Source organism: Xanthomonas arboricola, assembly GCF_003353015.1.
Lineage (GTDB): Bacteria > Pseudomonadota > Gammaproteobacteria > Xanthomonadales > Xanthomonadaceae > Xanthomonas > Xanthomonas arboricola_E.
The window spans coordinates 377512-401530 of the sequence record NZ_QREM01000007.1 but is presented as its reverse complement, the minus strand read 5'-3'; the positions used below and the strand labels follow the sequence as shown (position 1 = coordinate 401530).

Annotated in this window: 16 protein-coding genes and 1 pseudogene; 8 read left to right on the top strand and 9 right to left on the bottom strand. The window is 65.1% G+C overall.

What is annotated here, in order from left to right; translation table 11 throughout:
- Nucleotides 1-93 precede the first annotated feature (93 nt).
- From C0541_RS05120 to C0541_RS05105, 4 genes are all read left to right on the top strand, one after another.
- Nucleotides 94-1257, top strand: coding sequence for an isovaleryl-CoA dehydrogenase (locus C0541_RS05120; protein ID WP_115046353.1), 1164 nt, complete (start codon nucleotides 94-96; stop codon nucleotides 1255-1257).
- Between the two features lie 10 nt (nucleotides 1258-1267).
- Nucleotides 1268-2878 carry a carboxyl transferase domain-containing protein gene (locus C0541_RS05115; RefSeq protein WP_115046351.1) on the top strand — a complete coding sequence of 537 codons (1611 nt, stop codon included), beginning with the start codon at nucleotides 1268-1270 and terminating at the stop codon, nucleotides 2876-2878.
- Nucleotides 2879-3126: 248 nt separating this feature from the next.
- The gene (locus C0541_RS05110) at nucleotides 3127-5154 is read left to right on the top strand and encodes an acetyl/propionyl/methylcrotonyl-CoA carboxylase subunit alpha (RefSeq protein ID WP_115046349.1); all 2028 of its coding nucleotides are present in this window, start codon (nucleotides 3127-3129) and stop codon (nucleotides 5152-5154) included.
- Nucleotides 5155-5256: 102 nt separating this feature from the next.
- On the top strand, nucleotides 5257-7341 hold the full coding sequence (locus C0541_RS05105) for a S9 family peptidase (protein WP_115046347.1): 2085 nt from the start codon (nucleotides 5257-5259) through the stop codon (nucleotides 7339-7341).
- A gap of 241 nt (nucleotides 7342-7582) precedes the next feature.
- Here C0541_RS05105 and C0541_RS05100 read toward each other — a convergent pair whose 3' ends face one another.
- Nucleotides 7583-8761, bottom strand: a complete 1179-nt coding sequence (locus C0541_RS05100; RefSeq protein WP_115046345.1) for a putative peptide maturation dehydrogenase — start codon at nucleotides 8759-8761, stop codon at nucleotides 7583-7585.
- Between the two features lie 52 nt (nucleotides 8762-8813).
- On the opposite strand from C0541_RS05100, the gene C0541_RS05095 reads away from it, so the two are divergent.
- Nucleotides 8814-9152 (top strand): NHLP-related RiPP peptide, encoded by a 339-nt coding sequence (locus tag C0541_RS05095; protein WP_153064958.1) that lies wholly within the window; start codon nucleotides 8814-8816, stop codon nucleotides 9150-9152.
- Nucleotides 9153-9180: 28 nt separating this feature from the next.
- Here the strand turns inward: C0541_RS05095 and C0541_RS05090 are convergent, their stop codons facing one another.
- The 4 genes from C0541_RS05090 to aceB all read right to left on the bottom strand — a co-directional run bounded on the left by C0541_RS05090 (nucleotide 9181) and on the right by aceB (nucleotide 16144).
- Nucleotides 9181-11673 (bottom strand): putative peptide modification system cyclase, encoded by a 2493-nt coding sequence (locus tag C0541_RS05090; RefSeq protein ID WP_115046341.1) that lies wholly within the window; start codon nucleotides 11671-11673, stop codon nucleotides 9181-9183.
- Nucleotides 11674-11676: 3 nt separating this feature from the next.
- A complete protein-coding gene (locus tag C0541_RS05085) occupies nucleotides 11677-12753 on the bottom strand; it encodes a GGDEF domain-containing protein (protein WP_115046339.1) in 1077 nt (358 codons plus the stop codon).
- Between the two features lie 300 nt (nucleotides 12754-13053).
- Nucleotides 13054-14349, bottom strand: coding sequence for an isocitrate lyase (aceA, locus tag C0541_RS05080; protein WP_115046337.1), 1296 nt, complete (start codon nucleotides 14347-14349; stop codon nucleotides 13054-13056).
- Nucleotides 14350-14527: 178 nt separating this feature from the next.
- Nucleotides 14528-16144, bottom strand: a complete 1617-nt coding sequence (gene aceB / locus C0541_RS05075) for a malate synthase A (RefSeq protein ID WP_115046335.1) — start codon at nucleotides 16142-16144, stop codon at nucleotides 14528-14530.
- 119 nt (nucleotides 16145-16263) lie between these two features.
- Between aceB and C0541_RS05070 the strand changes: the two genes are divergently transcribed.
- Together C0541_RS05070 and C0541_RS05065 are read left to right on the top strand one after the other, a co-directional pair.
- On the top strand, nucleotides 16264-17220 hold the full coding sequence (locus C0541_RS05070; protein WP_115046332.1) for a LysR family transcriptional regulator: 957 nt from the start codon (nucleotides 16264-16266) through the stop codon (nucleotides 17218-17220).
- 71 nt (nucleotides 17221-17291) lie between these two features.
- A pseudogene (locus tag C0541_RS05065) lies at nucleotides 17292-17520 on the top strand (cation:proton antiporter); the annotation flags it as partial.
- Between the two features lie 75 nt (nucleotides 17521-17595).
- On the opposite strand, the gene C0541_RS05060 reads toward C0541_RS05065, so the two are convergent.
- A complete protein-coding gene (locus C0541_RS05060) occupies nucleotides 17596-18228 on the bottom strand; it encodes a TetR/AcrR family transcriptional regulator (RefSeq protein ID WP_115046330.1) in 633 nt (210 codons plus the stop codon).
- Between the two features lie 100 nt (nucleotides 18229-18328).
- Here C0541_RS05060 and C0541_RS05055 point away from each other — a divergent pair, with 100 nt between their 5' ends.
- On the top strand, nucleotides 18329-19396 hold the full coding sequence (locus C0541_RS05055) for an MBL fold metallo-hydrolase (protein ID WP_115046328.1): 1068 nt from the start codon (nucleotides 18329-18331) through the stop codon (nucleotides 19394-19396).
- A 179-nt stretch (nucleotides 19397-19575) separates the two neighbouring features.
- Here the strand turns inward: C0541_RS05055 and lepB are convergent, their stop codons facing one another.
- From lepB to C0541_RS05040, 3 genes are all read right to left on the bottom strand, one after another.
- Nucleotides 19576-20202, bottom strand: a complete 627-nt coding sequence (gene lepB / locus C0541_RS05050; RefSeq protein WP_115046327.1) for a signal peptidase I — start codon at nucleotides 20200-20202, stop codon at nucleotides 19576-19578.
- 336 nt (nucleotides 20203-20538) lie between these two features.
- The gene (gene dcp, locus C0541_RS05045; RefSeq protein ID WP_161959890.1) at nucleotides 20539-22707 is read right to left on the bottom strand and encodes a peptidyl-dipeptidase Dcp; all 2169 of its coding nucleotides are present in this window, start codon (nucleotides 22705-22707) and stop codon (nucleotides 20539-20541) included.
- 259 nt (nucleotides 22708-22966) lie between these two features.
- A complete protein-coding gene (locus C0541_RS05040; protein WP_161959889.1) occupies nucleotides 22967-23983 on the bottom strand; it encodes an isoaspartyl peptidase/L-asparaginase family protein in 1017 nt (338 codons plus the stop codon).
- Between the last annotated feature and the right edge of the window lie 36 nt (nucleotides 23984-24019).

Genomic DNA, 24019 nt, shown 5'->3' with positions numbered 1-24019 from the left:
CACTTTTTTACTGCGGACCGCTAGGCTGCGCACAAGCGCCGTGCGGCCAGCCCGCTCCCACCCGGCACATCCCGATCCCTGCGGAGTCGCTCCATGCACGTGCCGTCCCTGAATTTCGCGCTTGGCGAAGAGATCGATCTGCTGCGCGAGAGCGTGGCGGCCTTTGCCAGCCACCATATTGCCCCGCTCGCGGCCGCAGCCGACCAGGACAATGTCTTTCCCGCGCAACTGTGGCGCCTGTTCGGCGAACAAGGCCTGCTCGGGCTGACCGTGGAAGAAGACTACGGCGGCAGCGGCATGGGCTACCTGGCGCATGTGGTGGCGATGGAGGAAATCTCGCGGGCCGGCGGGGCCATCGGCCTGTCGTACGGCGCGCATTCCAACCTGTGCCTCAACCAGCTGCGCAAGAACGCCACGCCCGAGCAGAAGCAGCGCTACCTGCCCAGGCTGTGCACTGGCGAGCACGTCGGCGCGCTGGCGATGAGCGAGGCCGGCGCCGGCTCGGATGTGGTGTCGATGACGCTGCGCGCCGATGCGCGCGGCGACGGCTACGTGCTCAACGGCAGCAAGATGTGGATCACCAACGGCCCGGACGCCGATGTGCTGGTGGTGTACGCCAAGACCGACCCGGCCGCCGGCGCACGCGGCATCACCGCCTTCATCGTCGAGAAGGGCATGAAGGGATTTTCCACCGCGCAGAAACTCGACAAGCTGGGCATGCGCGGCTCCAACACCTGCGAGCTGGTATTCAACGATTGCGAAGTGCCGGCCGAGAACGTGCTGGGCACACTCAACGGCGGCGTGCGCGTGCTGATGTCGGGCCTGGACTTCGAGCGTGTGGTGCTGGCCGGCGGCCCGCTGGGCCTGATGGCCGCCGCGATGGATGTGGTGCTGCCGTATGTGCACGAGCGCAAGCAGTTCGGCGCGCCGATCGGCACCTTCCAGTTGATGCAGGCGAAGCTGGCCGACATGTACGTCGGGCTCAATGCCTGCCGCGCCTATGTGTATGCGGTGGCGCGTGCCTGCGATGCGGGGCTGACCACGCGCCAGGATGCGGCCGGGGCGATTCTCTACGCCGCCGAAAAGGCCACCTGGCTCACCGGCCAGGCGATCCAGGTGCTGGGCGGCAACGGCTACATCAACGACTACCCCACCGGGCGCCTGTGGCGCGATGCCAAGCTGTACGAGATCGGTGCGGGCACCTCGGAGATCCGACGCATGCTGATCGGCCGCGAGCTGTTCGAACGCACCGCCTGACGGAGCCACCATGAGCGTGATCACCAGCCAGCTGCAGGTCAGCGGCGAAAGCTTCCAACACAACGCTGCGGCCATGCGCACGGTGATCGAGGATCTGCGCCGCACGCTGGCGCACACCGCGCTGGGCGGCAGCGATGCCGCGCGTGCCAAGCACACCGCACGCGGCAAGCTGCTGGTGCGCGAGCGCATCGATGCCTTGCTGGATCCGGGCAGCGCCTTGCTGGAAATCGCGCCACTGGCCGCGCACGGCATGTACGACGACCAGGTGCCCTGCGCCGGCGTGGTGGCCGGCATCGGACGGGTGTCCGGGGTGGAATGCGTGATCGTGGCCAACGATGCCACCGTCAAGGGCGGCACTTATTACCCGATGACGGTGAAGAAGCATCTGCGCGCGCAGGAGATCGCGCAGCAGAACCGATTGCCGTGCATCTACCTGGTCGATTCCGGCGGCGCGTTCCTGCCGTTGCAGGATGAAGTGTTTCCCGACCGCGACCACTTCGGGCGCATCTTCTACAACCAGGCCAACCTCTCGGCCAGCGGCATTCCGCAGATTGCCTGCGTGATGGGCTCGTGCACCGCTGGCGGTGCGTACGTGCCGGCGATGAGCGATGAAACGGTGATCGTGCGCGAGCAAGGCACCATCTTCCTCGGCGGTCCGCCACTGGTCAAGGCGGCCACCGGCGAAGAAGTCAGTGCCGAAGAACTCGGCGGTGCGGATGTGCATACGCGCATCTCCGGCGTGGCCGATCATTTTGCCGACAACGACCTGCAGGCGCTGGCACGCGTGCGCGCCATCATCGCCCAACTCAACTGGCGCAAGCCGGCAGCATCGCTGGCCCTGCAGGCACCGCTGCCGCCGCGCTATGCCGCCGACGAACTGTATGGCGTGATTCCCGCCGATACGCGCAAGCCCTTCGATGTGCGCGAGGTGATCGCCCGTATCGTCGACGACTCGCAGCTGGACGAATTCAAGCCGCGTTATGGCAGCACCCTGGTCACCGGCTTTGCGCATCTGCATGGCTACCCGGTGGGCATCATCGCCAACAACGGCATCCTGTTTTCCGAGTCCGCACTCAAGGGGGCGCACTTCATCGAGCTGTGCACGCAGCGCGGCATTCCGCTGGTGTTCCTGCAGAACATCACCGGCTTCATGGTCGGGCGCAAATACGAACATGGCGGCATCGCCAAGGACGGCGCCAAGCTGGTGATGGCGGTGGCCTGTGCCAAGGTGCCCAAGTTCACCGTGGTGATCGGCGGCTCGTTCGGTGCCGGCAATTACGGCATGTGCGGCCGCGCGTACTCGCCGAACTTCCTGTGGATGTGGCCGAATGCGCGCATCGGCGTGATGGGCGGGGAACAGGCCGCCAGCGTATTGGCCACGGTGCGCCGCGACGGCATCGAAGCCAAGGGTGGCGCCTGGTCGGGCGAAGAGGAAGATGCGTTCAAGGCACCGATCCGTGCGCAGTTCGAGCAGCAGGGACATCCGTATTACGCCAGCGCACGCCTGTGGGACGACGGCATCATCGACCCGGCCGATACCCGTCGCGTGCTGGGGCTGGGGCTGTCGGCCGCGTTGAATGCGCCGATCGAGCCGACACGCTTCGGCGTGTTCCGGATGTGAGCTGATGATGCCCGCTTGCACGTGCGCCTCTTCACTGCCCGGCACTGCCCATGCAGGTGCACGTGCACACGCCGTGCCGCGTATTGCCTGGAGCATTCCATGAGTGCGCGCACGTTGCCTGCTTCAAGCAGCGAGTTGCGTTGGGGCACCGCGGCGGCGTCGGCCATCGCACCATGCCCTGCGCACTCCATGCAACCGTCTTTCCATCGCAGTGCACTCCGCCATGGCGGAGTGCAGAGAATCTTGCCATGACCCAGCGCGACTCCACCGCCGCAGCGAGACAGCCCTCTTTCGACAAGATCCTGATCGCCAATCGCGGCGAGATCGCCTGCCGGGTCATCGCTACCTGTCGCAAGCTCGGCATCGCGACGGTGGCCGTGTACTCGGACGCCGACCGCGACGCACGGCATGTGCGGCTGGCCGATGAAGCGATCCATATCGGCGCCGCACCGGCGCAGCAGAGTTATCTGCGTGGCGATGCGATCCTGGATGCCGCGCGCAGGAGTGGCGCGCAGGCGATCCATCCCGGCTATGGCTTTCTGTCGGAAAACGCGGCGTTTGCCGATGCCTGTGCGCAGGCCGGCATCGTGTTTATCGGCCCGCCGGCGGCAGCCATCCGCGCAATGGGCGACAAGAGCGCGGCCAAGGCGCTGATGCAACGCGCCGGCGTGCCGTTGACGCCGGGCTACCACGGCGACGAACAGGCGCCGGCCTTCCTGCGTGCGCAGGCCGATGCGATCGGCTATCCGGTACTGATCAAGGCCAGCGCCGGCGGCGGCGGCAAGGGCATGCGCCGGGTGGATGCCAGCGCGGCATTCGAAGAGGCCCTGGCCAGCTGCCAGCGCGAGGCGCAGTCGGCATTCGGCAATGCGCAGGTGCTGGTGGAGAAGTACGTCGAGCGGCCGCGCCATATCGAGATTCAGGTCTTTGGCGACACCCGGGGCGAGGTCGTCTATCTGTTCGAACGCGATTGCTCGGTGCAACGCCGGCACCAGAAAGTGCTGGAAGAAGCGCCCGCTCCCGGCATGAGCGAACAACGCCGCGCTGCCATGGGCCAGGCCGCGGTGGATGCCGCGCGCGCCGTGGGCTATGTCGGCGCCGGCACGGTGGAGTTCATTGCCGGCCCGGATGGCGATTTCTATTTCATGGAAATGAATACCCGGCTGCAGGTCGAGCACCCGGTGACCGAGTTGATCACCGGCACCGATCTGGTCGAGTGGCAATTGCGTGTTGCCGCGGGCGAACCGCTGCCGCTGCGTCAACAGGAACTGCATATCCATGGACATGCGCTGGAAGCGCGCCTGTATGCCGAAGATGCCGACCGCGGCTTCCTGCCCTCCACCGGCACGCTGCGCCAGCTGCAGTTTCCCGCAGCGAGCGCGCATGTACGTATCGATGCCGGGGTGGAGCAAGGTGACAGCATCGGCCCGTATTACGACCCGATGATTGCCAAGCTGATCGTGTGGGATGTGGACCGCCCCGCCGCGTTGTCGCGCATGCGCCAGGCGCTGGCGCAGTTCCATGCGGTGGGCGTCACCACCAACAGCGCGTTTCTTGCGCGCCTGATCGACACGGCGTCGTTTGCGTCGGCCGATCTGGATACCGCGCTGATCGAACGCGAGCAGGCAGCGCTGTTTGCCGATGCGGCCAGTCCGGTCGACGCCTGGTGGTGCCTGGCGGCAGCATTGATCGCAGACGCGTTGCCGAAAGCCGCTGCCGACCCAGCCGACCCGTTCTCGCCCTGGCAGCACACCGACGGCTGGCGCGTCGGCGCGCATGCGGCACACACCGTGACGCTGGAAGCCGCAGGCGAGCGCCGCCAGCTCGGCGTGCGCCCGCTCGGCGATGGTTGGCAGGTCACCTGCGCGGGCGACATCCGCACGCTGCGCTACCACCTGCAGGGCGATGCACTGCGCGTGGACATGGATGGCCGGCAATGGCGCATGCAGGCGCTGCGCGACGGCAACGCACTGACATTACGCGATGCCACGCAGCGGGCGAGCTTCCGCCACCATGACGCGCTGCTCGAGGCCGATCAGCCCGCGCACGACGCCGGCGGCCTGACCGCACCGATGCCGGGCCGCATCGTGTCGCTGGTCGCCCCGGCAGGGCAGCCGGTCACCCGCGGACAGGCCCTGGTGGTGCTCGAAGCGATGAAGATGGAGCACACCTTGCACGCGCCCAGCGACGGCACCGTGGCGGCGTATCTGGTGGCGGAAGGCGAACTGGTCGCCGAGGGTGTCGCGCTGGTGGAATTCGTGTCCGCGTCTGCGTAGCGGCGCAGCGCGGCGTGACCAACGGCACGTTCGCAGGGACGGACCTTGGCCCTAGCGTGGACCAAGCGGCTGGACTGGCCGCACCCCAGACCGGAGACCTCCATGAAACGCCTGCTTGTTGTTTCCAGCATGCTGCTCGCGCTGTCCGCCTGCAGCGACAAAGCCGCGCCTGCCAGCGACAAGGCCGCCGCACCGGCCCCGGCTGCTGCGGCACCCGCGGCGCCACCCGGACTGATCACCCGCGATGCGCTGTTCGGCAACCCGGAGCGGGCGAACGTGAGCATCAGCCCGGGCGGCAAGTACCTCAGCTGGGTCGCGCCGCTGGACGGTGTGCTCAATGTCTGGGTCGCCCCGGTGGATGCGCCGGACCAGGCACGCGCGATCACCAAGGACACCGCACGCGGCATCCGCACTTATTTCTGGACCTATCAACCCAACACGCTGCTGTACCTGCGCGACAACGGGGGCGATGAAGACTTCCATCTGTTCTCGGTGAATCTGGGCGATGGCAGCAGCAAGGACCTCACCCCGTTCAAGAAGACCAACGCCGAGGTGTATCGCGTCAGCGCGCAGCACCCCGACTCGATCATGGTCGGCATGAACGACCGCGACCCCAAATGGCATGACCTGTATCGGGTGGACCTGGCCTCGGGCAAGCGCAGCCTGGTGCAGCAGAACACCGACAGCCTGGATTCCTACCTGCTCGATGGCAACTACCAGCTGCGCTATGCCACGCGCGCCACCGACGATGCGGGCAGGGAGCTGCTGGTGCCGGACGGCAAGCGCTGGAAGAGCGTGGACCGCATCCCGTTCGAGGATGTCAGCAACACCTCGCCCGACGGCCTGACCGACGACGGCAAGACGCTCTACATGCAGGATTCGCGCAATCGCGACACCGCAGCGCTGTATGCCATCGACACTGCCAGCAACGCCCGCACGCTGCTGTTCGAAAACCCGCGCACCGATGTCGGCGCCACCTTGAACGACCCCAGGACCGGCGTGGTGCAGGCGGTGTCCAGCGACTACCTGCGCGAGGAGTGGACGGCGCTGGACACCGGCATTGCCGGCGACCTGCACAAGCTCAGGTCGCTCGGCAGCGGCGATGCCAGCGTTGCCGCACGCACGCTCGACGATCGCATCTGGATCGTGGGGTATTCGGCGGCGGAAACACCGCTGACCTACTACCGCTACGACCGTGCAGACGGCGGCAAGCTGACCAAGTTGTTCTCCGCCCGCCCCGCGCTCGACGGCAAGCCGCTGGTGCCGATGTGGCCGCAGGAACTGACCGCCCGCGACGGCCTCAAGCTGGTCAGCTATCTCACCCTGCCCGCCGAGGCCGATGCCAATCACGACGGCAAGGCCGACAAGCCGGTGCCGCTGGTGCTGTTCGTGCATGGCGGCCCGTGGGCGCGCGACAGCTACGGCTACGGGCCGTATGAGCAATGGCTGGCCAATCGCGGCTATGCGGTGCTGGCGGTGAACTTCCGCGGCTCCACCGGCTTCGGCAAGGCCTTCACCAATGCCGGCAACGGCGAGTGGGCCGCCAAGATGCACGACGACCTGCTCGACGCGGTGCAATGGGCGGTCAAGCAGGGAGTGACCAGGCCCGAGGACGTGGCGATCATGGGCGGCAGCTACGGCGGCTACGCCACGCTGGTCGGCCTGACCTTTACCCCCGACGCGTTCAAGTGCGGCGTGGACATCGTCGGCCCGGCCAACCTCAATACCCTGCTCGGCACCGTGCCGCCCTACTGGGCCAGCTTCTACAAGCAGCTGACCAAGCGCATGGGCGACCCGGCCACCGAGGCCGGCAAGCAGTGGCTGGCCGAACGCTCACCGCTCACCCATGTCGACAAGATCAGCAAGCCGCTGCTGATCGGCCAGGGCGCCAACGACCCACGCGTCAAACAGGCCGAGAGCGACCAGATCGTCAACGCGATGAAGGCCAAGAACATTCCAGTCACCTACGTGCTGTTCCCGGACGAAGGCCACGGCTTCCGGCGCCCGGAAAACAGCAAGGCCTTCAACGCCGTGACCGAGGGGTTCCTGGGCCAGTGCCTGGGCGGCCGCGTGCAACCGATCGGCAACGACCTGGCCGGCTCCAGCATCACCGTGCCGGAAGGCGCCGACAAGGTGAACGGCCTGAGCGAAGCGTTGAAGACGCATACGCAGGCGATTCGGCGGTAGGTCTGCGGACGTAGCGCCACCCACCAAGGATGCGTTGGCGTCGCATTGGCATCTGCAGGTATTGTCGGGGGGACCGGCGGCTTGGCCGCCGGTCCTGCCTAGACAGGTATTGCCTCCTCGCCATCTGTCAATGCGTGCTGAGCATTGATCGATACAGAACGATCAGATCTACCAGTCCTGTTTGAGTCCGGAGTACTAGCGCGATGCCGACGACCTTGTGCGGCCGCCACCACACTGCATTTCAATTATCTGCGAAAAACTGGTTGCAGGCCCACACCTCGTTGTTTGGATCCAGTTCCATCGTCTCCATGACGTCACCGCGCATACCGAACCCACAAATTGCCAGGACACCTTCCATGATCGGTTCAAGTCCAAGCAGTGCTTCGACCTGGATTTCGTTGATCGCACAGGTGACGAAAGCCCCCAATCCCAGATCTGTCGCTGCGATGTAAAGCGTTTGGGAAAAATGGCCCGCTTCCAAGGCAAGTGCCCGGTACGCTTTAGCATGCATGCGGTACTTCCAGAAGTTGCGGTAGTAGCGCGGGCATAGCGCAACGATCACGTGCGCGTTGGCGAACCAATCCTGCCCAGCCAGAATGCCTAGCGCCACACCCTGCAGATCCGGCACATCGACGTTCAGCGGCTCAAGGGCGTGATTGATCGGGAGATAGTGATAGATCCCGTCTGCAAGGCCCGACACATTTCTGATGAAGAGATACGCATCCAACGGATGCAGCCCGCCTCCCGATGGACTTGAGCGCTTCAGGAAAACGGTCTCTGCATCTGCTTCAAGCAGAGCATTTGCCGCAAAGGTCCGCTCCATGATTTTTGCGAAAACTGCATGCTCCATGCGTGCGTCGGCATCAAAGTTCCTGCACGTCGTCCGCCGACGTAACACGGTATCCAGATAGCCGTCGACGGCACGCGGAAGGCAGATCTGCTCGGCCGTACCACGCAGGATCTGCTCGGGAGGTGGTGGTCCGAAGGTCTTGAGCAATGCGGCTGCTGTTTCGGCTCCAGCATCCTTTGCGGCCTGCGCAGAGTCAACATCGTTCCAGCGCGTGAACGCATGATAGGTGGCTGCAAGCGGATGCCACTGGCTCTTGCGCTGCACGGCATCACGCTGCTGTGCCAGATGAGCGCTCGAATCATCCGTCAACAGCAAACCCTTTTCCGCCAGTGCTTTGACAGTCGCAACCTCTCCGGCCGTGTCCCCCTCCTGCCATTGGCTCGGACTGAGGCGGCCCAGTACCAGTATCTCTGCCTCGGTCACCACACATTCCGAGTCCAGATGCGGAGCGAGCGCAACCCAACGCTGCATTCGCGAAGCGCCCGAGCCTCCGGCACAAAGATCGGCAAGGTCAATCTCTATGGATTCTCTCGGCTCAAGATAGACAACCGCACAGCGCCTCACCCGCATGCTTCAACACTCATCTTTAGATTGATCTTCTAACGGTCAGGAATTAGATTTCTTGAAGACTTCCTCACCGTTGACGAGCATGACCGAGACAGACAAGCGCCCTACCCCACTGAAGCCGGAGGTTGCGCATAGGCTATTGGATCTACTGGCAACTGATGATCAGTTCCGCGAGCTATTCAAAAACGATCCCAAAGCCGCCCTCTTACAGGTAGGCCACTTAGCAGAAGACATCGACCAGCTTGCGTCGCAGCTCAAAGTAGAAAAGCTGGCAGACAAGGCCACCATTGCGCAGGCACGTGATGACATCTACGCCAGCCTGACCTCCGCGGCCAACATGCAACCAATTCGGCTGAATGTTCCATCGGGATCCTCCCCACAACTCAAGAAATGATGGCGCGTGGTGGCAGGTAAGCATTGTTTTACTTGCCGCCAGCCATTGCTGCGTCAAATACGTTCATTGGCTGTTGACACCATCCGCACCCACCAAACTCCGCATACGCTCTGCCATGGGCATTTTTTAGCCATCTAGTTTCGGTGGATGCGGCGTTCTTGTCATCCAGGGCCAGATAAGCTTCCTTTAGAACGACGTGGTACTGGTAGGCTTCGGTTCCATCAAGATGAGGCATCAGCAGCTGCACGGCCTCATTGGCATGACCTTCGAGAAGAGCCGCCCGTGCGCGCAGTAACAGTATCTGTTCGGCCACCGAGGGCATCTTCGCCAGCTCCGGCCTGGCCGTTAGGGCCTGGAGGACTGTGTTGGCTGCAACGGTATGTCCCAATCGCTGGCTCAGCAGCGCTAGAGATGCCGCAACCACTGCATCGGAGCGCTGTGTGACACCAGCTCCGCTCGTTGCAATACTCGACAAGGCTGCAGGAAATGTTTCATTGATGGTCGCCAGCGCCGCTGCGTGGTCTCCCTGTGCATACTGCGTAGCAGCTTTTGCAACCAGTGATTGCCGGTATCGCGTCGATGTATGATCAATCGCACCGGAAAGGCGCTCTATCTCTGAAAGTGCTTTTCCGCTGCGTTTTTCGTCAAGATAAATTGAAACCTGATCGAAATACGCCACATCCAGGCGATCTTCTGCAGGCCAGATGGCATGCGCGCCCTGGAAGTCACCCATCACCGCCAGGGTGACTGCTTCCCATACCGCTGCTGAAGCTAGACCTGAGGATCTGGCGGAGCGGAACGTCGCCAATGCTTCTCTGGTTTTCCCCAAAGCCAACTGCATCCGACCGACAAGTTCCAGGGAAAGCGGATCAAAATCGTAGCGTGACGATGCCGCGCGCTTGGCATACACAAGCGCCTCGTTGTAGCGATTGCGTACCTCCAACGCGTATGCCGTGTTTTCGGCTGCGGCAAAATCGTCGGGATACAGATTGGCCATCTGCATCCATTTCTCGTAGGCGTTTGCCGGGTCCTTGATCTGCGCATACCACGCGTCGAGGTACACCTGCTCGCGCGGTGGAAGTTTGGCGCGAAAGCTGATGGCCCGTTCGAGATACGGCAACCCGACCGGGGTGTCCTCCAGATAGAAGTAACAACGCGCAACGCCTACATTGGCCAATGCAAACGTCGGGTCAAGTTCCACGGCCCGCAGGTAGTAGTCGCGTGCGCGCAGATAATGCCCGACACCAAACTCGCGCTGTCCAAGCGCATATGCGTTCAACGCATTCATATTTGCGGTTGATACGCTTGGAAGAGGGGCGGAGTTTGCCTTGATGGAAGCGAGTGTTTCGCCGAGTCCCTCACGTAGATTGGAACTGACGATGTCGATGGATGAAAGCAGCGTGCGCTGGCCGCGCCCTTCGGATTTGTACATGTATACCGTTGCCTGTGTCGCCGGATCGATCACCTCCACCGTGAATCGGAGGTTTCCGCCAACATCGGCCACGCTTGGCAGTATCAATGCCTTTGCTCCCGAGCGCATTGCTATCTGTGCACCGAGTGCACGATCGACCTTGGCGAGGTCACTCTGCCTCATCAGTTCCAGCATGTCGTGCGCGCGTTTCTCCGAGATCAGATTGACGTGCTTGGATTGCTGGAGACTGAGCCGCAATGCTTGCTGCAACGGCTCATCCAGCATCGGGGTATCGGTAAGATTATGTAGATCGCCAACCACCACCCAGTCGCGCTCGGCAAATGCGATTGCAGGTTCCGGACGTCCGAAGAACCAGAGCACGCCGGCCGTGACCAGAATCAATACGACCTCTGTCGCCAACGCCGCAGGCCGCCGCCACAGCGGAACATCGCGCCAGGCCTTCGCCGAATTCTTCGGCGTGCGCAATGGCGTCAGGCCGACTTCGCCGACTTCATAAATCTCCATTGGCGTGGGGACGCCCTTGAAGCGCCAGCGGCCGTGGGATTTCCACAGGATGCGTTCGCCGCGGTCGCCCAGTTCGCGTGCGGCGCGGTGGGTCAATGACTCGGCCACCGCCGACAACAGGATCTGCCCGGGCCGCGCCATCGACATCAGGCGTGCGGCGGTGGGCTTGGCCAGGCCTTCGACTTCCAGCGGTTTGGCACCGATGCTCACCGCTTCGTCGCTGTTGCGCCAGGTCAGCACTTCGCCGACGTGCAGGCCCTGGCGGGCGCACAGCGTCAGCGCGCGGGCATCGCCCATCGCCTTGAGGCCGCGTGCGTAGTCCAGCGCAAAGCCCAGGCCGTCGATGGGGCGATCAAACAGCAACAGCAATCCGTCCGAACGGTCGATCAGCCGGCCGCGCCACTGCTGCTGCAGTTTGACCACCAGCCGATCGTGCTCGCGAAACAACGCGGCCGCAGCGTTGTCACCGATGCGTTCGACCAGCGCGGTCGAGTCGCACAGGTCGGTCAGCAACAAGGTGCGCAAGCGCGGCGCCTGGATCGCTTCCGACGACGCATCCTTGCGTGCGTGGGTGCGGGGGCTCATTGCTCAGCGATTGTCCGACGTGGTGGCGTTGCCGGATGGCGGCATGAGGCCCGACGCCAGCGCTTCATGCATGCACAGCACGTTGCCGCCCTGTCGCTTGGCCTCGTACAACGCGCTGTCGGCCAGCGTGTACCAGTCGTTCCATGCCGCGTCGGGGTCGATCATGCACAAACCCAGGCTGACCGAGCAGCCCTGCTCGCTCTGGCCGTTGCACAGGCGCGCTTCCACCGCGCGCACGATGCATTCGCCGATGTGGTGCAGCAGCTCCCGGGTGCCTTGCGCGACCAGCACGCAGAATTCGTCGCCACCCAGTCTGCAGGCGAGGTCGCCATCGGCGATCACCGAGCGCAGCGCGTGGGCGATGTTCTGCAGCACGCGGTCGCCAGCCAGATGGCCGAATTCGTCGTTGATGCGCTTGAAACGGTCGCAGTCGATCAGGATCAGGCCCACGCCGGGCACGCGGCCGACGCGTCGGCATTCCTGCAGATGCAGGGCGAGCCCGCGGCGGTTATGCAGGCCGGTGAGCTCGTCGGTACGGCTGAGTTCTTCGGTATGGTTAAGCTGGTGCGAAGTGACGTAGAGGTTGTCCAGCGCCGCTTCCAGATCGTGGTTGCGGCGGCGTAACTGGCGGATCAGCAACTGCTCGTTGTTGACCACACGCACGATGGAGCGGCGCAGGAAATGCGCCACCATCGCTGGGTCGTGATCGACCAGGCGCTGGAAGTCCTCGTGCGCCAGCTCGATCAGGCGGGTATCGGTGGATGCACTGGCGCCCGCGCTGCGCGCGTGGTCGCCGATCAGCAGGCCAAGTTCGCCGAAGAATTCGCCCGGCCCCAGGTGCTTGAGCATCAGGTCTTCGCCGAAATCCAGATCGATCTGGCCGCTGACCACGATGAACATCTGCGTGCCCACCGCACCGCGCTCGAACAACGCCTGACCGGCAGTCAACTCGCGGGCGCGGCCAAAGCGGGCGAAAAACGCCAGTTCTTCGGCAGTCATCAGCGCATGCAGACCGTCCGACAGCGTCTTTGCAACGCTCCCCGTCGGCTCCACTGCGCCGGCAGTGTTATGGCACGTCATCCAAATCCCTAAGACCGACCTGCAGCGCCGGCCTGCCTTGGCATCGTACAGCAGGGCTTTGTTCAGCACCAGGTCACACTCATTCTCATTCCCTAAGAGACATCGCAGCGGAGCCAGAAAAATGGGCCCGGTTGCCCGGGCCCATCTCCCTCACCAGCAGTGGCGTGCCGGCAGCCTGCACGGAGCACCAGCGCTGCGAACGCCTTCTACGCTGCGCGCATCGTTGCTACGGGCTGGCCAGGAGCAAGGGCCGCGCACTCCGACCGATGCCGCAGCCAGCCGGCAAGCGCCTGCGCCGCGTCACGCTGCCTTTTCGCCGTGGAACTGCGCTTCCTCGGTCGAGCCACGCAGCGCGGTGGTGGACGACTGGCCCTGCTGGATCGCCTGCGTGACCGCGTCGAAATAGCCGGTGCCCACCTCGCGCTGATGCTTGACCGCAGTGAAGCCCATCTCGGCCGCCGCGAACTCGGCCTGCTGCAACTCGACGAAGGCGCTCATCTGGCGGCGTGCGTAGCCATGCGCCAGGTTGAACATGCCGTAGTTCAGCGCATGGAAACCGGCCAGGGTGATGAACTGGAATTTGTAGCCATAGCTCGCCAGCTCGGTCTGGAATTTGGCGATGGTGGCGTCATCCAGGTTCTTCTTCCAGTTGAAGCTCGGCGAGCAGTTGTAGGCCAGCAACTTGCCGGGGAACCTGGCGTGGATGGCTTGCGCAAAGGCGCGCGCAAATTCCAGGTCCGGCTTGCCGGTCTCGCACCAGATCAGGTCCGCGTACGGCGCATAGGCCAGCCCGCGGCTGATCGCCTGATCCAGCCCGTTGCGGGTCTTGAAGAAGCCTTCCACGGTGCGCTGGCCGGTGGTGAAGGGCTGGTCGTTGGCATCCACGTCGCTGGTGATCAGATCGGCGGCTTCGGCATCGGTGCGCGCGATCAGCAGCGTGGGCACGCCCAGCACATCGGCCGCCAGACGCGCGGCATTCAACTTTTCGATCGCCTCGCGGGTGGGCACCAGCACCTTGCCGCCCATGTGGCCGCACTTCTTCACCGATGCCAGCTGATCTTCGAAGTGCACGCCGGCCGCGCCGGCTTCGATCATCGCCTTCATCAGCTCGAAGGCGTTGAGCACGCCGCCGAAGCCGGCTTCGGCATCGGCCACGATCGGCTGCAGGAAGTCGATGGCGTCGTTGCCTTCGGCGTGATGCAGTTGATCGGCCCGCAACAAGGTGTTGTTGATGCGCTTGACCACCGCCGGCACCGAGTCGGCCGGATACAGCGACTGGTCCGGGTACATCTGCCCGGCCAGGTTCGCATCGGCGGCGACCTGCCAGCCCGACAGGTAGATCGCCTTCAAACCGGCCTTGACCTGCTGCATCGCCTGGTTGCCGGTCAATGCGCCCAGTGCATTGACGAACGGCGTGGCGTGCAAGGCGTTCCACAACTTGTCCGCGCCCAGCCGCGCCAGCGAATGCTCGACATGCACGGTGCCGCGCAAACGCACTACATCGGCGGCGGTGTAGTTGCGGGTGATGCCGGCCCAGCGCGGATTGCTGTCCCAGTCGTGCTGGATCTGTTCGGCGGTCTGCAGTGTGCTGCTCATGATGCGTTCTCCTGGCAGGGATACGACGGATGCAACGAGGAAGGATGGCGCGTCACGGCGTGCGTGACGCATGGCAAGGCCGTCGTTGCGCGCATCGGCGCAACGGGCGGTGTGGTGCATGACCTTGATGGATTGCAGCGACAGCGCGCGGACGCCGGCGGGTCGCTGCAGCGTTGGCTCAGTCGATCAGGCGATATGCCGGCACGGTGAGGAAATCGGCCAGCGCATCGGCGCGGCTGAGGGTGTCCAGCAATGCAATGGCCTCGTCGATGCGCGCGGCGCCCGGCAGTGCATCGGTCGCGCCCAGGCGTGCCGGCAACGTACGCAAGGTGGCCTGCAACAAGGGCTGATCGATCGCGGTGCCATCGTCCAGGTGCTGGCCGTGATGCAACCATTGCCACAGCTGCGCGCGGCTGATCTCGGCAGTGGCGGCGTCTTCCATCAGGTTGTGGATCGGCACGCACCCATTGCCGTCCAGCCAGGCGGCCAGGTAACGCACGCAGACTTCGACATTGCCTTCGAAACCGGCGCGGGTGACGGTGCCCGGCGACGGCGCGATCAGCATGTCGCGCGTCACCTGCACGTCGTTGCGCAGGACATGCTGCTGATGCGCGGTGGGCATGTGCTCGTCGAAGATCTTCATCGCCACCGGAATCAAGGCCGGATGCGCCACCCAGGTGCCGTCGTGCCCGGCGCTGACCTCGCGCAGCTTGTCGGCACGCACCCGCGCCATTGCCTGCTCGTTGGCGGCCTCGTCGTGATTGATCGGAATCTGCGCGGCCATGCCGCCCATCGCATGCGCGCCGCGGCGATGGCAGGTCTTGATCAACAGTTCCGAATACGCCTTCAGGAACGGCTGGGTCATGGTGACCTGGCCACGTTCGGGCAGCACGCGATCGCGATGCGCACGAAAGGTTTTCAGGTACGAAAAGATGTAGTCCCAGCGGCCGCAATTGAGCCCGACGATACGCTCGCGCAATGCGTGCAGGATCTCGTCCATCTCGAACACCGCCGGCAGCGTCTCGATCAGCACGGTCACCTTGATCTGGCCATGCGGCAGGCCGAGCATCGCTTCGATATGCGCCAGCGCGGTCTCCCACAGCGCGGCTTCTTCCATGCTCTGCAACTTGGGCAGATACAGGTACGGGCCACGGTCCTTGGCCAGCAGCGCGCGGCCGTTATGGAAGGCGAACACCGCCGCGTCGAACAGTCCCCCGGCCAGCGGCTGGCCGTCGATGAGCACGTGCTTCTCATCCAGATGCCAGCCACGTGGACGCACGATCAGCACTGCGCGCTCGGCTTCCGGGCGCAACGCGTAATGCTTGCCGTTGGGCGCATCGAAGCTGAGATCGCCGCGCACCGCGGCAGCCAGCGTGCGCTGGCCGGCCAGCAGGTTGCGCCAGGTCGGCGCGGTGGAATCCTCGAAGTCGGCCATGAACACCTTGGCGCCGGAATTGAGCGCGTTGATGACCATCTTCGGATCGGTGGGGCCGGTGATCTCCACCCGGCGGTCCTGCAGCGCCGCCGGCAATGCGGCCACGCGCCAGTCGCCAGCGCGGATGGCCTGGGTGTCGGGGCGGAAGTCCGGCAGCTGGCCGGCGTCGAATTCGGCCTGGCGGGCGCGCCGCCGGGCCAGGCGCTGCTGGCGGCCGGGCTCGATCGCGCGGTGCAGCGAGACCAGCAAGGCCAGCAAGGCGGCCGGCAGCAGTTCCGCCTGGCCTGCGACCTGGGTGGTCAGCGCCAGGCCGGGCGTGGCGCGTTCGGTGGGACGTGGGGCAAATGCGGTGGCAGACATGTCGATGAGTCCTTGTGCGTCCGGACCTGCACCGTGCGCCGCATATAACTATTTGACAAAGCAGTTTTATCAATGCAGTAAATAAGCAGTGCTTATACAGTTCGATCGAACTCCCGAAAATGGCGCCAACCCCTCGATTTTCCTACAAATCCGATCGCCTCAAGCCCTTGCGCGCGTTCTGCCAGACCGTGCGACTGGGCTCTGTCTCACGGGCGGCTGAGGCGCTGTATGTCAGCCAGCCGGCCGTGACCCTGCAGTTGCAGGCGTTGGAACGCGACCTGGGCGTGGCGCTGTTCGAGCGCTCGGGGCGGCGCATGGCGCCCAGCCGCGAGGGCCAGCTGCTCTACGACATGGCATTGCCGCTGGTGGAAAGCCTGGACGGGCTGGAGGCCAGCTTTCGCGAAAAGGTACGCGGCCTGGATGCCGGCGAGCTCAATATCGCCGCCAATAGCTCCACCATCCTGTACCTGCTGCCGCGCATCGTGGCGAACTTCCGCGCGCGCCACCCGGACGTGCGCCTGACCCTGCACAACGCCATCAGCGCCGACGGCACCGACCTGCTGCGCGAGGATGCGGTGGACCTGGCGGTCGGCTCGATGCTGGACGTGCCGGCCGACCTCAACTACGCGCCGGTGTATCGCTTCGAACAACTGCTGATCACCCCACCCGACCATCCATTGGCCAGCAAGTCCACGGTCACGCTGCAGGACCTGTCGCCGTATCCGCTGATCCTGCCGCCACGCCGGCAGGTGACCTATCGGCTGGTGGACCTGATCTTCCAGCAGGCGCGCGTGCCCTACACCGTGGCGCTGGAAGTGGGCGGCTGGGAAGTGATCAAGCAATACGTGGCGATGGGCATGGGCATCTCCATCGTCACCGCAATCTGCGTCACCGAGGCCGACCGCGACACACTCGCCACCCGCTCGCTGAAGGACTATTTTCCCACCCGCAGTTATGGCGTGGTGGTGCGCAAGGGCAAGTATCTCTCGCCACAGGCGCGCGCATTTATCGAGCTGATCCAGCCGGACCTGTTCAGCCCGCGCGGGTATGACGAGAGTGGCGATTCGGAGCGATGAGCCCTTCGCCTGCGGTGTGCGCGTGAGTGCGCGTCGCGGCTGAGCTTGCGTTTCCGCTGCTTGCGCGCATCCGCGACAGCCTGAGCGTGGGTTCGCTGATGAACGCACGCGGGCTGATGGGAACTGGTGGTGATCACGATCGGCCTGGACAGCGGCGCGATCGGCCCGGACCTGTTCACGTTGCTGTTCGGCGTGACGCTGGTGACCACGGTGATGGCCTCGCCGATGGTGGCCTGGTGCCAACGCGGCCAGCCGGCCGCCACTGCCGCCGGGCTGGGTGCGGGCCCGTCGCCGCAGTGACAAGGCAGCGCTGAAACACGGCGCGGCGTCGTTGCGCGAGGTGGCGCGTCACGTCTGCACGCGCCTTGCAGGCAATCACGCGCGCCCGTACAGGCCCAGGAACATCGCCACCGTCGATTCGGCCACCTGCGTGCGTTGCTGTGGCGACAGCGGCGGCTGGCCCATGGCGATCTGCGGCCAGAACGCGAAGCCCTTGATCAATGCCTGCAGTTGCTGCGCGCCGACCTCCGGCTCCACGCCTGCCAGCCGGCCGTCGGCCAGTGCGGCACGCACCCAGGTGGTGGTGCCTTCTTCCTTGCTGCCCAACTGCGCGATCAGTTCGCGCGCACGCTCGGGCGAGTGGATGCCTTCGGCAATGGCGACACGCGACAGGTCGATGAACGCCGGGTCGTCGAGCAGGTGCAGTTTCTGCTGCAGCAGCTGGATCAGCTGCGCACGCAACGGCTGGTCGGGCCGGTAGACCAGGTTCACTGCATCGGCGCTGCGCCGCCACAGCCCGCGCAGGATCTCGCCAAACAACGCGTCCTTGCTGGGGAAGTGGTTGTAGACAGTGCGCTTGGATACGCCCGCGGTGGCTGCCACGCGGTCCATGCTGGTGGCCTCGAAACCATGCTGGCGGAACTCGGCAATGGCCGCCTCGACGATGGCGAGGCGCTTGCGGTCGGTCAGCCGCCGCGGCGCGGTCGAGGGAGAAGATGCGGTGGACATCGGATCATTTTACACCGGACAGTTTACTTTCAGCCCGACGAAACTACACTGGCCAGTGTAACTTCGCCACTGTCATTTCCCTGCCCGGTCGGACTCCCCCATGGCTTCTCCTCGCCCTTCCCGCTATGCCGCTTCGCCGCAGTTCCGCGATGGCCGGTTCCGCAATGCAGTGCCGCTGCCGACCACCGTGCTCAGCCTGCGCGAGCAGATCGGCCTGATGTGGAGGTTCTTCTTCGACAAGCCCGGCACCACGGTGCCGTCGGCGCCGCTGCCGGTGCAGCCGCTGAGCCGCGCGCAGCTGCTTGCCGCGCCCGACCGCAGCCTGTATCGCCTGGGCCATTCCACCGTGCTGATGAAGCTGGCCGGCGGCTTGTGGCTGACCGACCCGGTGTTCTCCTTGCGCGCCTCGCCGGTGCCGTTCGCCGGGCCGAAGCGCTTTCATGCGCCGCCGATTGCGCTGGACGCGCTGCCGCCGCTGGCCGGGGTGATCCTGTCGCACAACCATTACGACCACCTCGACCGCGCCAGCATCCGTGCCCTGGCCGACCGCGTCGGCGTGTTCGTCGCGCCCCTGGGCGTGGGCGATCTGCTGGTGCGCTGGGGCGTGGACCCGGCCAAGGTGCGCCAGCTGGATTGGTGGGACACGATCAACATCGATGGCCTGCAACTCACCGCCACCCCGTCGCAGCATTTTTCCGGGCGCGGCGTGTTCGACAGCGGGCGTTCGCTGTGGTGTTCCTGGGCGATCCAGGAGCGCGAGCTGCGCCTGTTCTTCAGCGGCGACGGCGGCTATGGCCCGCACTTCAAGACCATCGGCCAACAGCTCGGTCCGTTCGACGTGGCGCTGATCGAAAACGGCGCCTACGATCCGCAGTGGCCGCACGTGCACATGCAACCGGAGCAGAGCCTGCAGGCGTACCTGGACGTGGGCGGGCAAACCCTGCTGCCGATCCACAACGGCACTTTCGACCTGGCGATGCACGCGTGGCAGGAGCCGCTGGACCGGATCGTGGCATTGGCAGACGGCGCCGGCGTTGTGCTGGCGACGCCGCGCATGGGCGAGCGGGTGGATCTGGAAGCGCCCGGCAATCGCCTGCGCTGGTGGCGCCAGGATGCGGCGACGCAGGCCTCGGATGGCCCGGTGGCGACCCGGTCATTGGCCGACTGACGGCGGCAGCGTATGCGCGTGCAGCGTGCGCGACCGATGCATGCGCCAACGACGCCATCGGCGCCTGCATCGCGGCATCGCGTGCCGGGGTGAGCTGCAGAATCAGCTGCGCGGTGCGCATCCAACGCAGCTGGGAATCCAGACGCGCATGGTCGACGTGAAGCAGGCAGCGTCGCCGATCACAGACGCTGCCATTCCAGGCCTTGGCCACGCCGGTAATACACCGCCACCGCCTTGCCATAGACGGCCACTGCATCGACCAGTCCGAAGTAACGCCCGTCCAGGCTGTTGCCGCGGTGATCGCCCAGCATCAGCAGCTTGCCGGGCGGCACCGTCAGCCCGGCGATGTTCGGCCCGCCGCCATTGCCGAGATTCAACTGCGCCAGGTGCGCGCCGAAGCGTTCGGCATCGCCACCCGCAACTCCCAGCGGCTTGCCGTTGATCTGCAGATGGCCGTCGATCAAATCGACCCGGTCGCCTGCCACCGCCACCACACGCTTGATCAGGCGCGTGCCATCGCGCGGCGAATCGAACACCACCACCGCGCCACGTTGTGGCCGATCGCCATCGACGAGGATGCGGTTGCTCAACGGCAATCGCCAGCCGTAGGCATGCATGTCCACCACCACGCGATCGCCCGGCTCCAGGGTGGGCTGCATCGAGCCGCTCGGCACCTGGTAGTGGTTGGCAAACGAGGAACGTGCTGCGGTCATCAGCACCAGCAGCACCAACAAGGGCAGCAACTCCTTGCGCGACCAGTGCGCAGCGCGTTGCAGACGTGAGGCGGTCGGAGTGGCTTGGCTCATGAGGCACCTATTGGTCTGAATGGGGGGGGGCGGGCGATGGCCTGATGAAGATGCGCCTGCGTGCCGGGCCGGTGGAAGTGACGAAAGGCATGGCACCCGCCGGGTCGTTACGTCGCATGCTGCTTCGGCGACTGCTCCGCCATCGCCAGTCGTGCTGCGGGAGTAGCAACCAAAACGGCGAACGACCCAGCACCACAGGCAGTGGCAGCGCGCCGCGATCACCTGATGCACCATCCACAAACAAAAACGGGATGGCGCGTGGCCATCCCGTTGCGATTGCTGGCTGCAGCGACTACACACGCATGCGCCAACGACGCATGCACATTCCCCGGTCACTCACTCCGTCAGACCGCGATTTTCCAGCAGCGCCTTGACGGTGGGGTCCTTGCCGCGGAAATCGCGATACAACGTGGCCAGGTCGACCGTGTTGCCGCGCGAAAGGATCTTGGCGCGGAAGATGTCGCCGTTCTTGCGGGTCAGGCCACCGTGTTCCTTGAACCATTCGAACGCGTCGTCGTCGAGCACTTCCGACCAGAAATACGCGTAATACCCGGCCGAATAACCGCCGCCCCAGATGTGGTCGAAATAGCTGCTGCGGTAGCGCGGCGGCACTTCGGCCAGGTCCACCTTGAAGCGCTTCAACGCGTCGGCTTCAAACTTGCTCACGTCCTGCAACGGCGCGTCGGCCGGCTGGGTGTGCCAGGCCAGGTCGAGCAGCGCGGCCGACAGGTACTCGGTGGTGGCATAGCCGCTGTTGAAGGTTTCGGCCTTCTTGATCTTTTCCACCAGCGCGGCCGGCATCGCTGCGCCGGTCTGGTAGTGCTTGGCGTAGTTGGCGAAGACCTTGGGATCGGAGGCCCAGTGCTCGTTGAACTGCGAGGGAAACTCGACGAAGTCGCGCGAGGTGCTGGTGCCGGCGATCGAGGGGTAGGTCACCTTGGAGAACATGCCGTGCAGGGCGTGGCCGAACTCATGGAATAGCGTGGTGACGTCGTCGAAGCTCAGCAGTGCCGGCTGCCCGGCAGCGGGCTTGGTGAAGTTGCAGACGTTGTAGACCACCGGCTTGGTGCCGGCAAGACCGTCCTGCTCGACGAACACGTCCATCCACGCACCGCCGGACTTGCTGTCGCGCTTGAAGTAGTCGGTGTAGAACAGCGCCATCGAGGTGCCGTCCGCATCGAACACCTCATACACCTTCATGTCGGCGTGGTAGGTCGGGATGTCGGTGCGCTGCTTGAAGGTGATGCCGTACAGCTGCGTGGCGGCGTAGAAGACGCCGTTCTGCAGCACGTTGTCCAGCTCGAAATACGGCTTGATCTGCGCCTCGTCCAGGTCGTACTTGGCCTTGCGCACCTGCTCGGCATAGAAATCCCAATCGGACGCGGCGAGCTTGAAGTCCCCCTTCTGTGCGTCGATCACCTTCTGCATTTCGGCCACTTCGCGGCGTGCCTTGGCGGTGGCGGCCGGCACGGTGTCGGTCAGCAGCTTGAGCGCGGCGTCCGGGGTCTTGGCCATCTGGTCGCCCAGGCTGTAGGCGGCGTAGTTGTCGAAGCCGAGCAGCTTGGCCTTTTGTGCGCGCAGCTGCGCCAGGCGTTGGATGGTTTGGCGGGTGTCGTTGGCATCGCCCTTTTCCGCACGCGTTTCCGACGCCTTGAGCACCTCGGCGCGTAGCTCGCGATTCTTCAGCGAGGCCAGCACCGGCTGCTGGGTGGTGTTCTGCAGGGTCAGCAGGTACTTGCCATCGAGCTTGCGCGCCTTGGCCGCATCGGCGGCGGCGGCGATATCGCCCTCGCTCAGGCCATCGAGCCTGGCCTTGTCGTCCACCACCACCGCGCCGGCGGCCGAGGCGGCAACCAGACGGGTATGGAACTGCGTGGACAACGTGGTTTCTTCCACGTTGAGCTTGCGCAGGCTGGCCTTGTCGGCGTCGGAGAGCTGCGCGCCGGAGCGCACCAGTTCTTCGTAGTCGCGCTCGACCAGACGCTTCTGCTCCGGCTCCAGGCTCAGCGTGTCGCGCTGGTCGTAAATGGTCTTGACCCGCGCAAAGAGCTTCGGGTCGAGATTGATCTCGTCCTGGTGCGCGGCCAGCTTGGGCGCGATCTCTTGCTGGATCTTCTGGCGTGCGTCGCTGGTGTCGGCCTGCACCAGCCCGAAGAAGATGCGCGACACGCGCGTGAGCGTTTCGCCACTGCGCTCCAGCGCTTCGATGGTATTGGCGAAGCTGGGCGGCTCGGGGTTGTCGGCGATCTTGCGGATGTCGGCCAGGTGCAGGCGCATGCCTTCCTCGAAGGCCGGCAGGTAATCGGCGTCCTTGATCTTGTCGAACGGCGGCGCCTGGAACGGCAGCGTGCTGGCGGTCAGCAGCGGGTTCGGCGCGGCATCCGCGGCCGGGGTGGTGGCGGTCTTTTCGGGCACGGTGGTGGATTCCTTACCGGACGGCTCTTTTCCGGAACAAGCGGCCAGTGCCAGGGTGATGGCAGCGGCCAGAACGACGGTACGCGACATGGCGTGTGATTCCTGAGTGGGTAGTGCAGCCGGCCACGCTAGCGGGTTTGCGCAACGCCGGCATGTGCCGTTGGATTGGGAGGATGAATCCGGTCGGGCATGCCGTCGACGCGACCGCATGCCTGGTCGGCGCGCCCGGCACGTCGTGGGCGATGCGGCAAGGCGCCGGGGGTGCAAGGCTCCCCACGGTCAACTGCGCAGGCCGCAATCGGTCGACAGGCGTCGGATAGTGGCCCCGGCACACCGGCAAGCCCACGCGTCAGAGCGTCTCGTCCTTGAAGATGGCAACGTGCGGGGTGCCGTCGGCACCGATCCAGCCGCGGTACATGCCCTCGGTATTGAACGGGAATGCGGCATTGCCCTGCGCATCCAGCGCGATGGCGCCGCCGTCGCCGCCGGCCTCGGGAATCTGCTGGTCGATCACCGCCTCGGCCGCCTGTTGCAGGGACTGCCCGGCGTATTTCATGCGTGCGCAGATGTCGTAGGCCGCCACCGCGCGGATGTAGAACTCGCCCCAGCCGGTGCCGGACACCGCGCACTGGCCGTTGGCGTAGGTGCCGGCACCGATGATCGGCGCATCGCCGACACGGCCGTAGCGCTTGTTGGTCATGCCGCCGGTGGAGGTGCCGGCGGCCAGGTGGCCGTCGCGATCCAGTGCCAGCGCACCCACGGTGCCGAAGTGCTTGGCGGTTTCCAGATCCAGTTCGGCCTGTGCCTGGCGGTCGCCGGCCTCGGCCTTGCGCGCTTTCTGCAGTTGCTGCCAGCGCTTGTCGGTGCGGAAGTAACTCGGGTCGACCAGCGTGACGCCCTGCTCGCGCGCAAACTGTTCGGCGCCATCACCGATCAGCATCACGTGCCTGGAATGGTGCATGACGCTGCGCGCCAGCTGGATCGGGTTCCTGACCGTGTGCACGCCGGCGATTGCGCCGGCCTTGCCGGTGGCGCCATCCATGATCGCGGCATCCAGCTCGTTCTTGCCGTCATGGGTGAACACCGCGCCGCGCCCGGCGTTGAACTGCGGCGCATCCTCCAGCACGGTGATGGTGGCTGCTACCGCGTCCACCGCGGTGCCGCCTCGTTGCAGCACCGCATGCCCGGCGCGCAGCGCGCGTTGCATCGCCTCGCGCGCCTGCGCCTGTTCCTCGCTGGAAAGGCTGGATCTCTCCACCCCGGCGCCGCCGTGGATCACCAGCATCGGCGTGGCTGCCAGTACAGGGCCGGCAGCAAGCAGGAGGGAGAGCGACAGACACACTGCACGTGCGGACAGGCCAATCATGGTGTTCCCTCGATGGAGGTCGTACCGTGCCTGGCG

Bases quoted from the DNA above. Each gene is read 5' to 3' on its own strand.
- C0541_RS05070 (WP_115046332.1), top strand. From the start codon at position 16,264: ATGGCGCCAACCCCTCGATTTTCCTACAAATCCGATCGCCTCAAGCCC.
- C0541_RS05105 (WP_115046347.1), top strand. From the start codon at position 5,257: ATGAAACGCCTGCTTGTTGTTTCCAGCATGCTGCTCGCGCTGTCCGCC.
- aceB (WP_115046335.1), bottom strand. From the start codon at position 16,144: ATGTCTGCCACCGCATTTGCCCCACGTCCCACCGAACGCGCCACGCCC.
- dcp (WP_161959890.1), bottom strand. From the start codon at position 22,707: ATGTCGCGTACCGTCGTTCTGGCCGCTGCCATCACCCTGGCACTGGCC.
- C0541_RS05085 (WP_115046339.1), bottom strand. From the start codon at position 12,753: ATGACGTGCCATAACACTGCCGGCGCAGTGGAGCCGACGGGGAGCGTT.
- C0541_RS05120 (WP_115046353.1), top strand. From the start codon at position 94: ATGCACGTGCCGTCCCTGAATTTCGCGCTTGGCGAAGAGATCGATCTG.
- lepB (WP_115046327.1), bottom strand. From the start codon at position 20,202: ATGAGCCAAGCCACTCCGACCGCCTCACGTCTGCAACGCGCTGCGCAC.
- C0541_RS05100 (WP_115046345.1), bottom strand. From the start codon at position 8,761: ATGCGGGTGAGGCGCTGTGCGGTTGTCTATCTTGAGCCGAGAGAATCC.
- C0541_RS05055 (WP_115046328.1), top strand. From the start codon at position 18,329: ATGGCTTCTCCTCGCCCTTCCCGCTATGCCGCTTCGCCGCAGTTCCGC.
- C0541_RS05060 (WP_115046330.1), bottom strand. From the start codon at position 18,228: ATGTCCACCGCATCTTCTCCCTCGACCGCGCCGCGGCGGCTGACCGAC.
- C0541_RS05040 (WP_161959889.1), bottom strand. From the start codon at position 23,983: ATGATTGGCCTGTCCGCACGTGCAGTGTGTCTGTCGCTCTCCCTCCTG.
- aceA (WP_115046337.1), bottom strand. From the start codon at position 14,349: ATGAGCAGCACACTGCAGACCGCCGAACAGATCCAGCACGACTGGGAC.
- C0541_RS05090 (WP_115046341.1), bottom strand. From the start codon at position 11,673: ATGAGCCCCCGCACCCACGCACGCAAGGATGCGTCGTCGGAAGCGATC.
- C0541_RS05115 (WP_115046351.1), top strand. From the start codon at position 1,268: ATGAGCGTGATCACCAGCCAGCTGCAGGTCAGCGGCGAAAGCTTCCAA.
- C0541_RS05110 (WP_115046349.1), top strand. From the start codon at position 3,127: ATGACCCAGCGCGACTCCACCGCCGCAGCGAGACAGCCCTCTTTCGAC.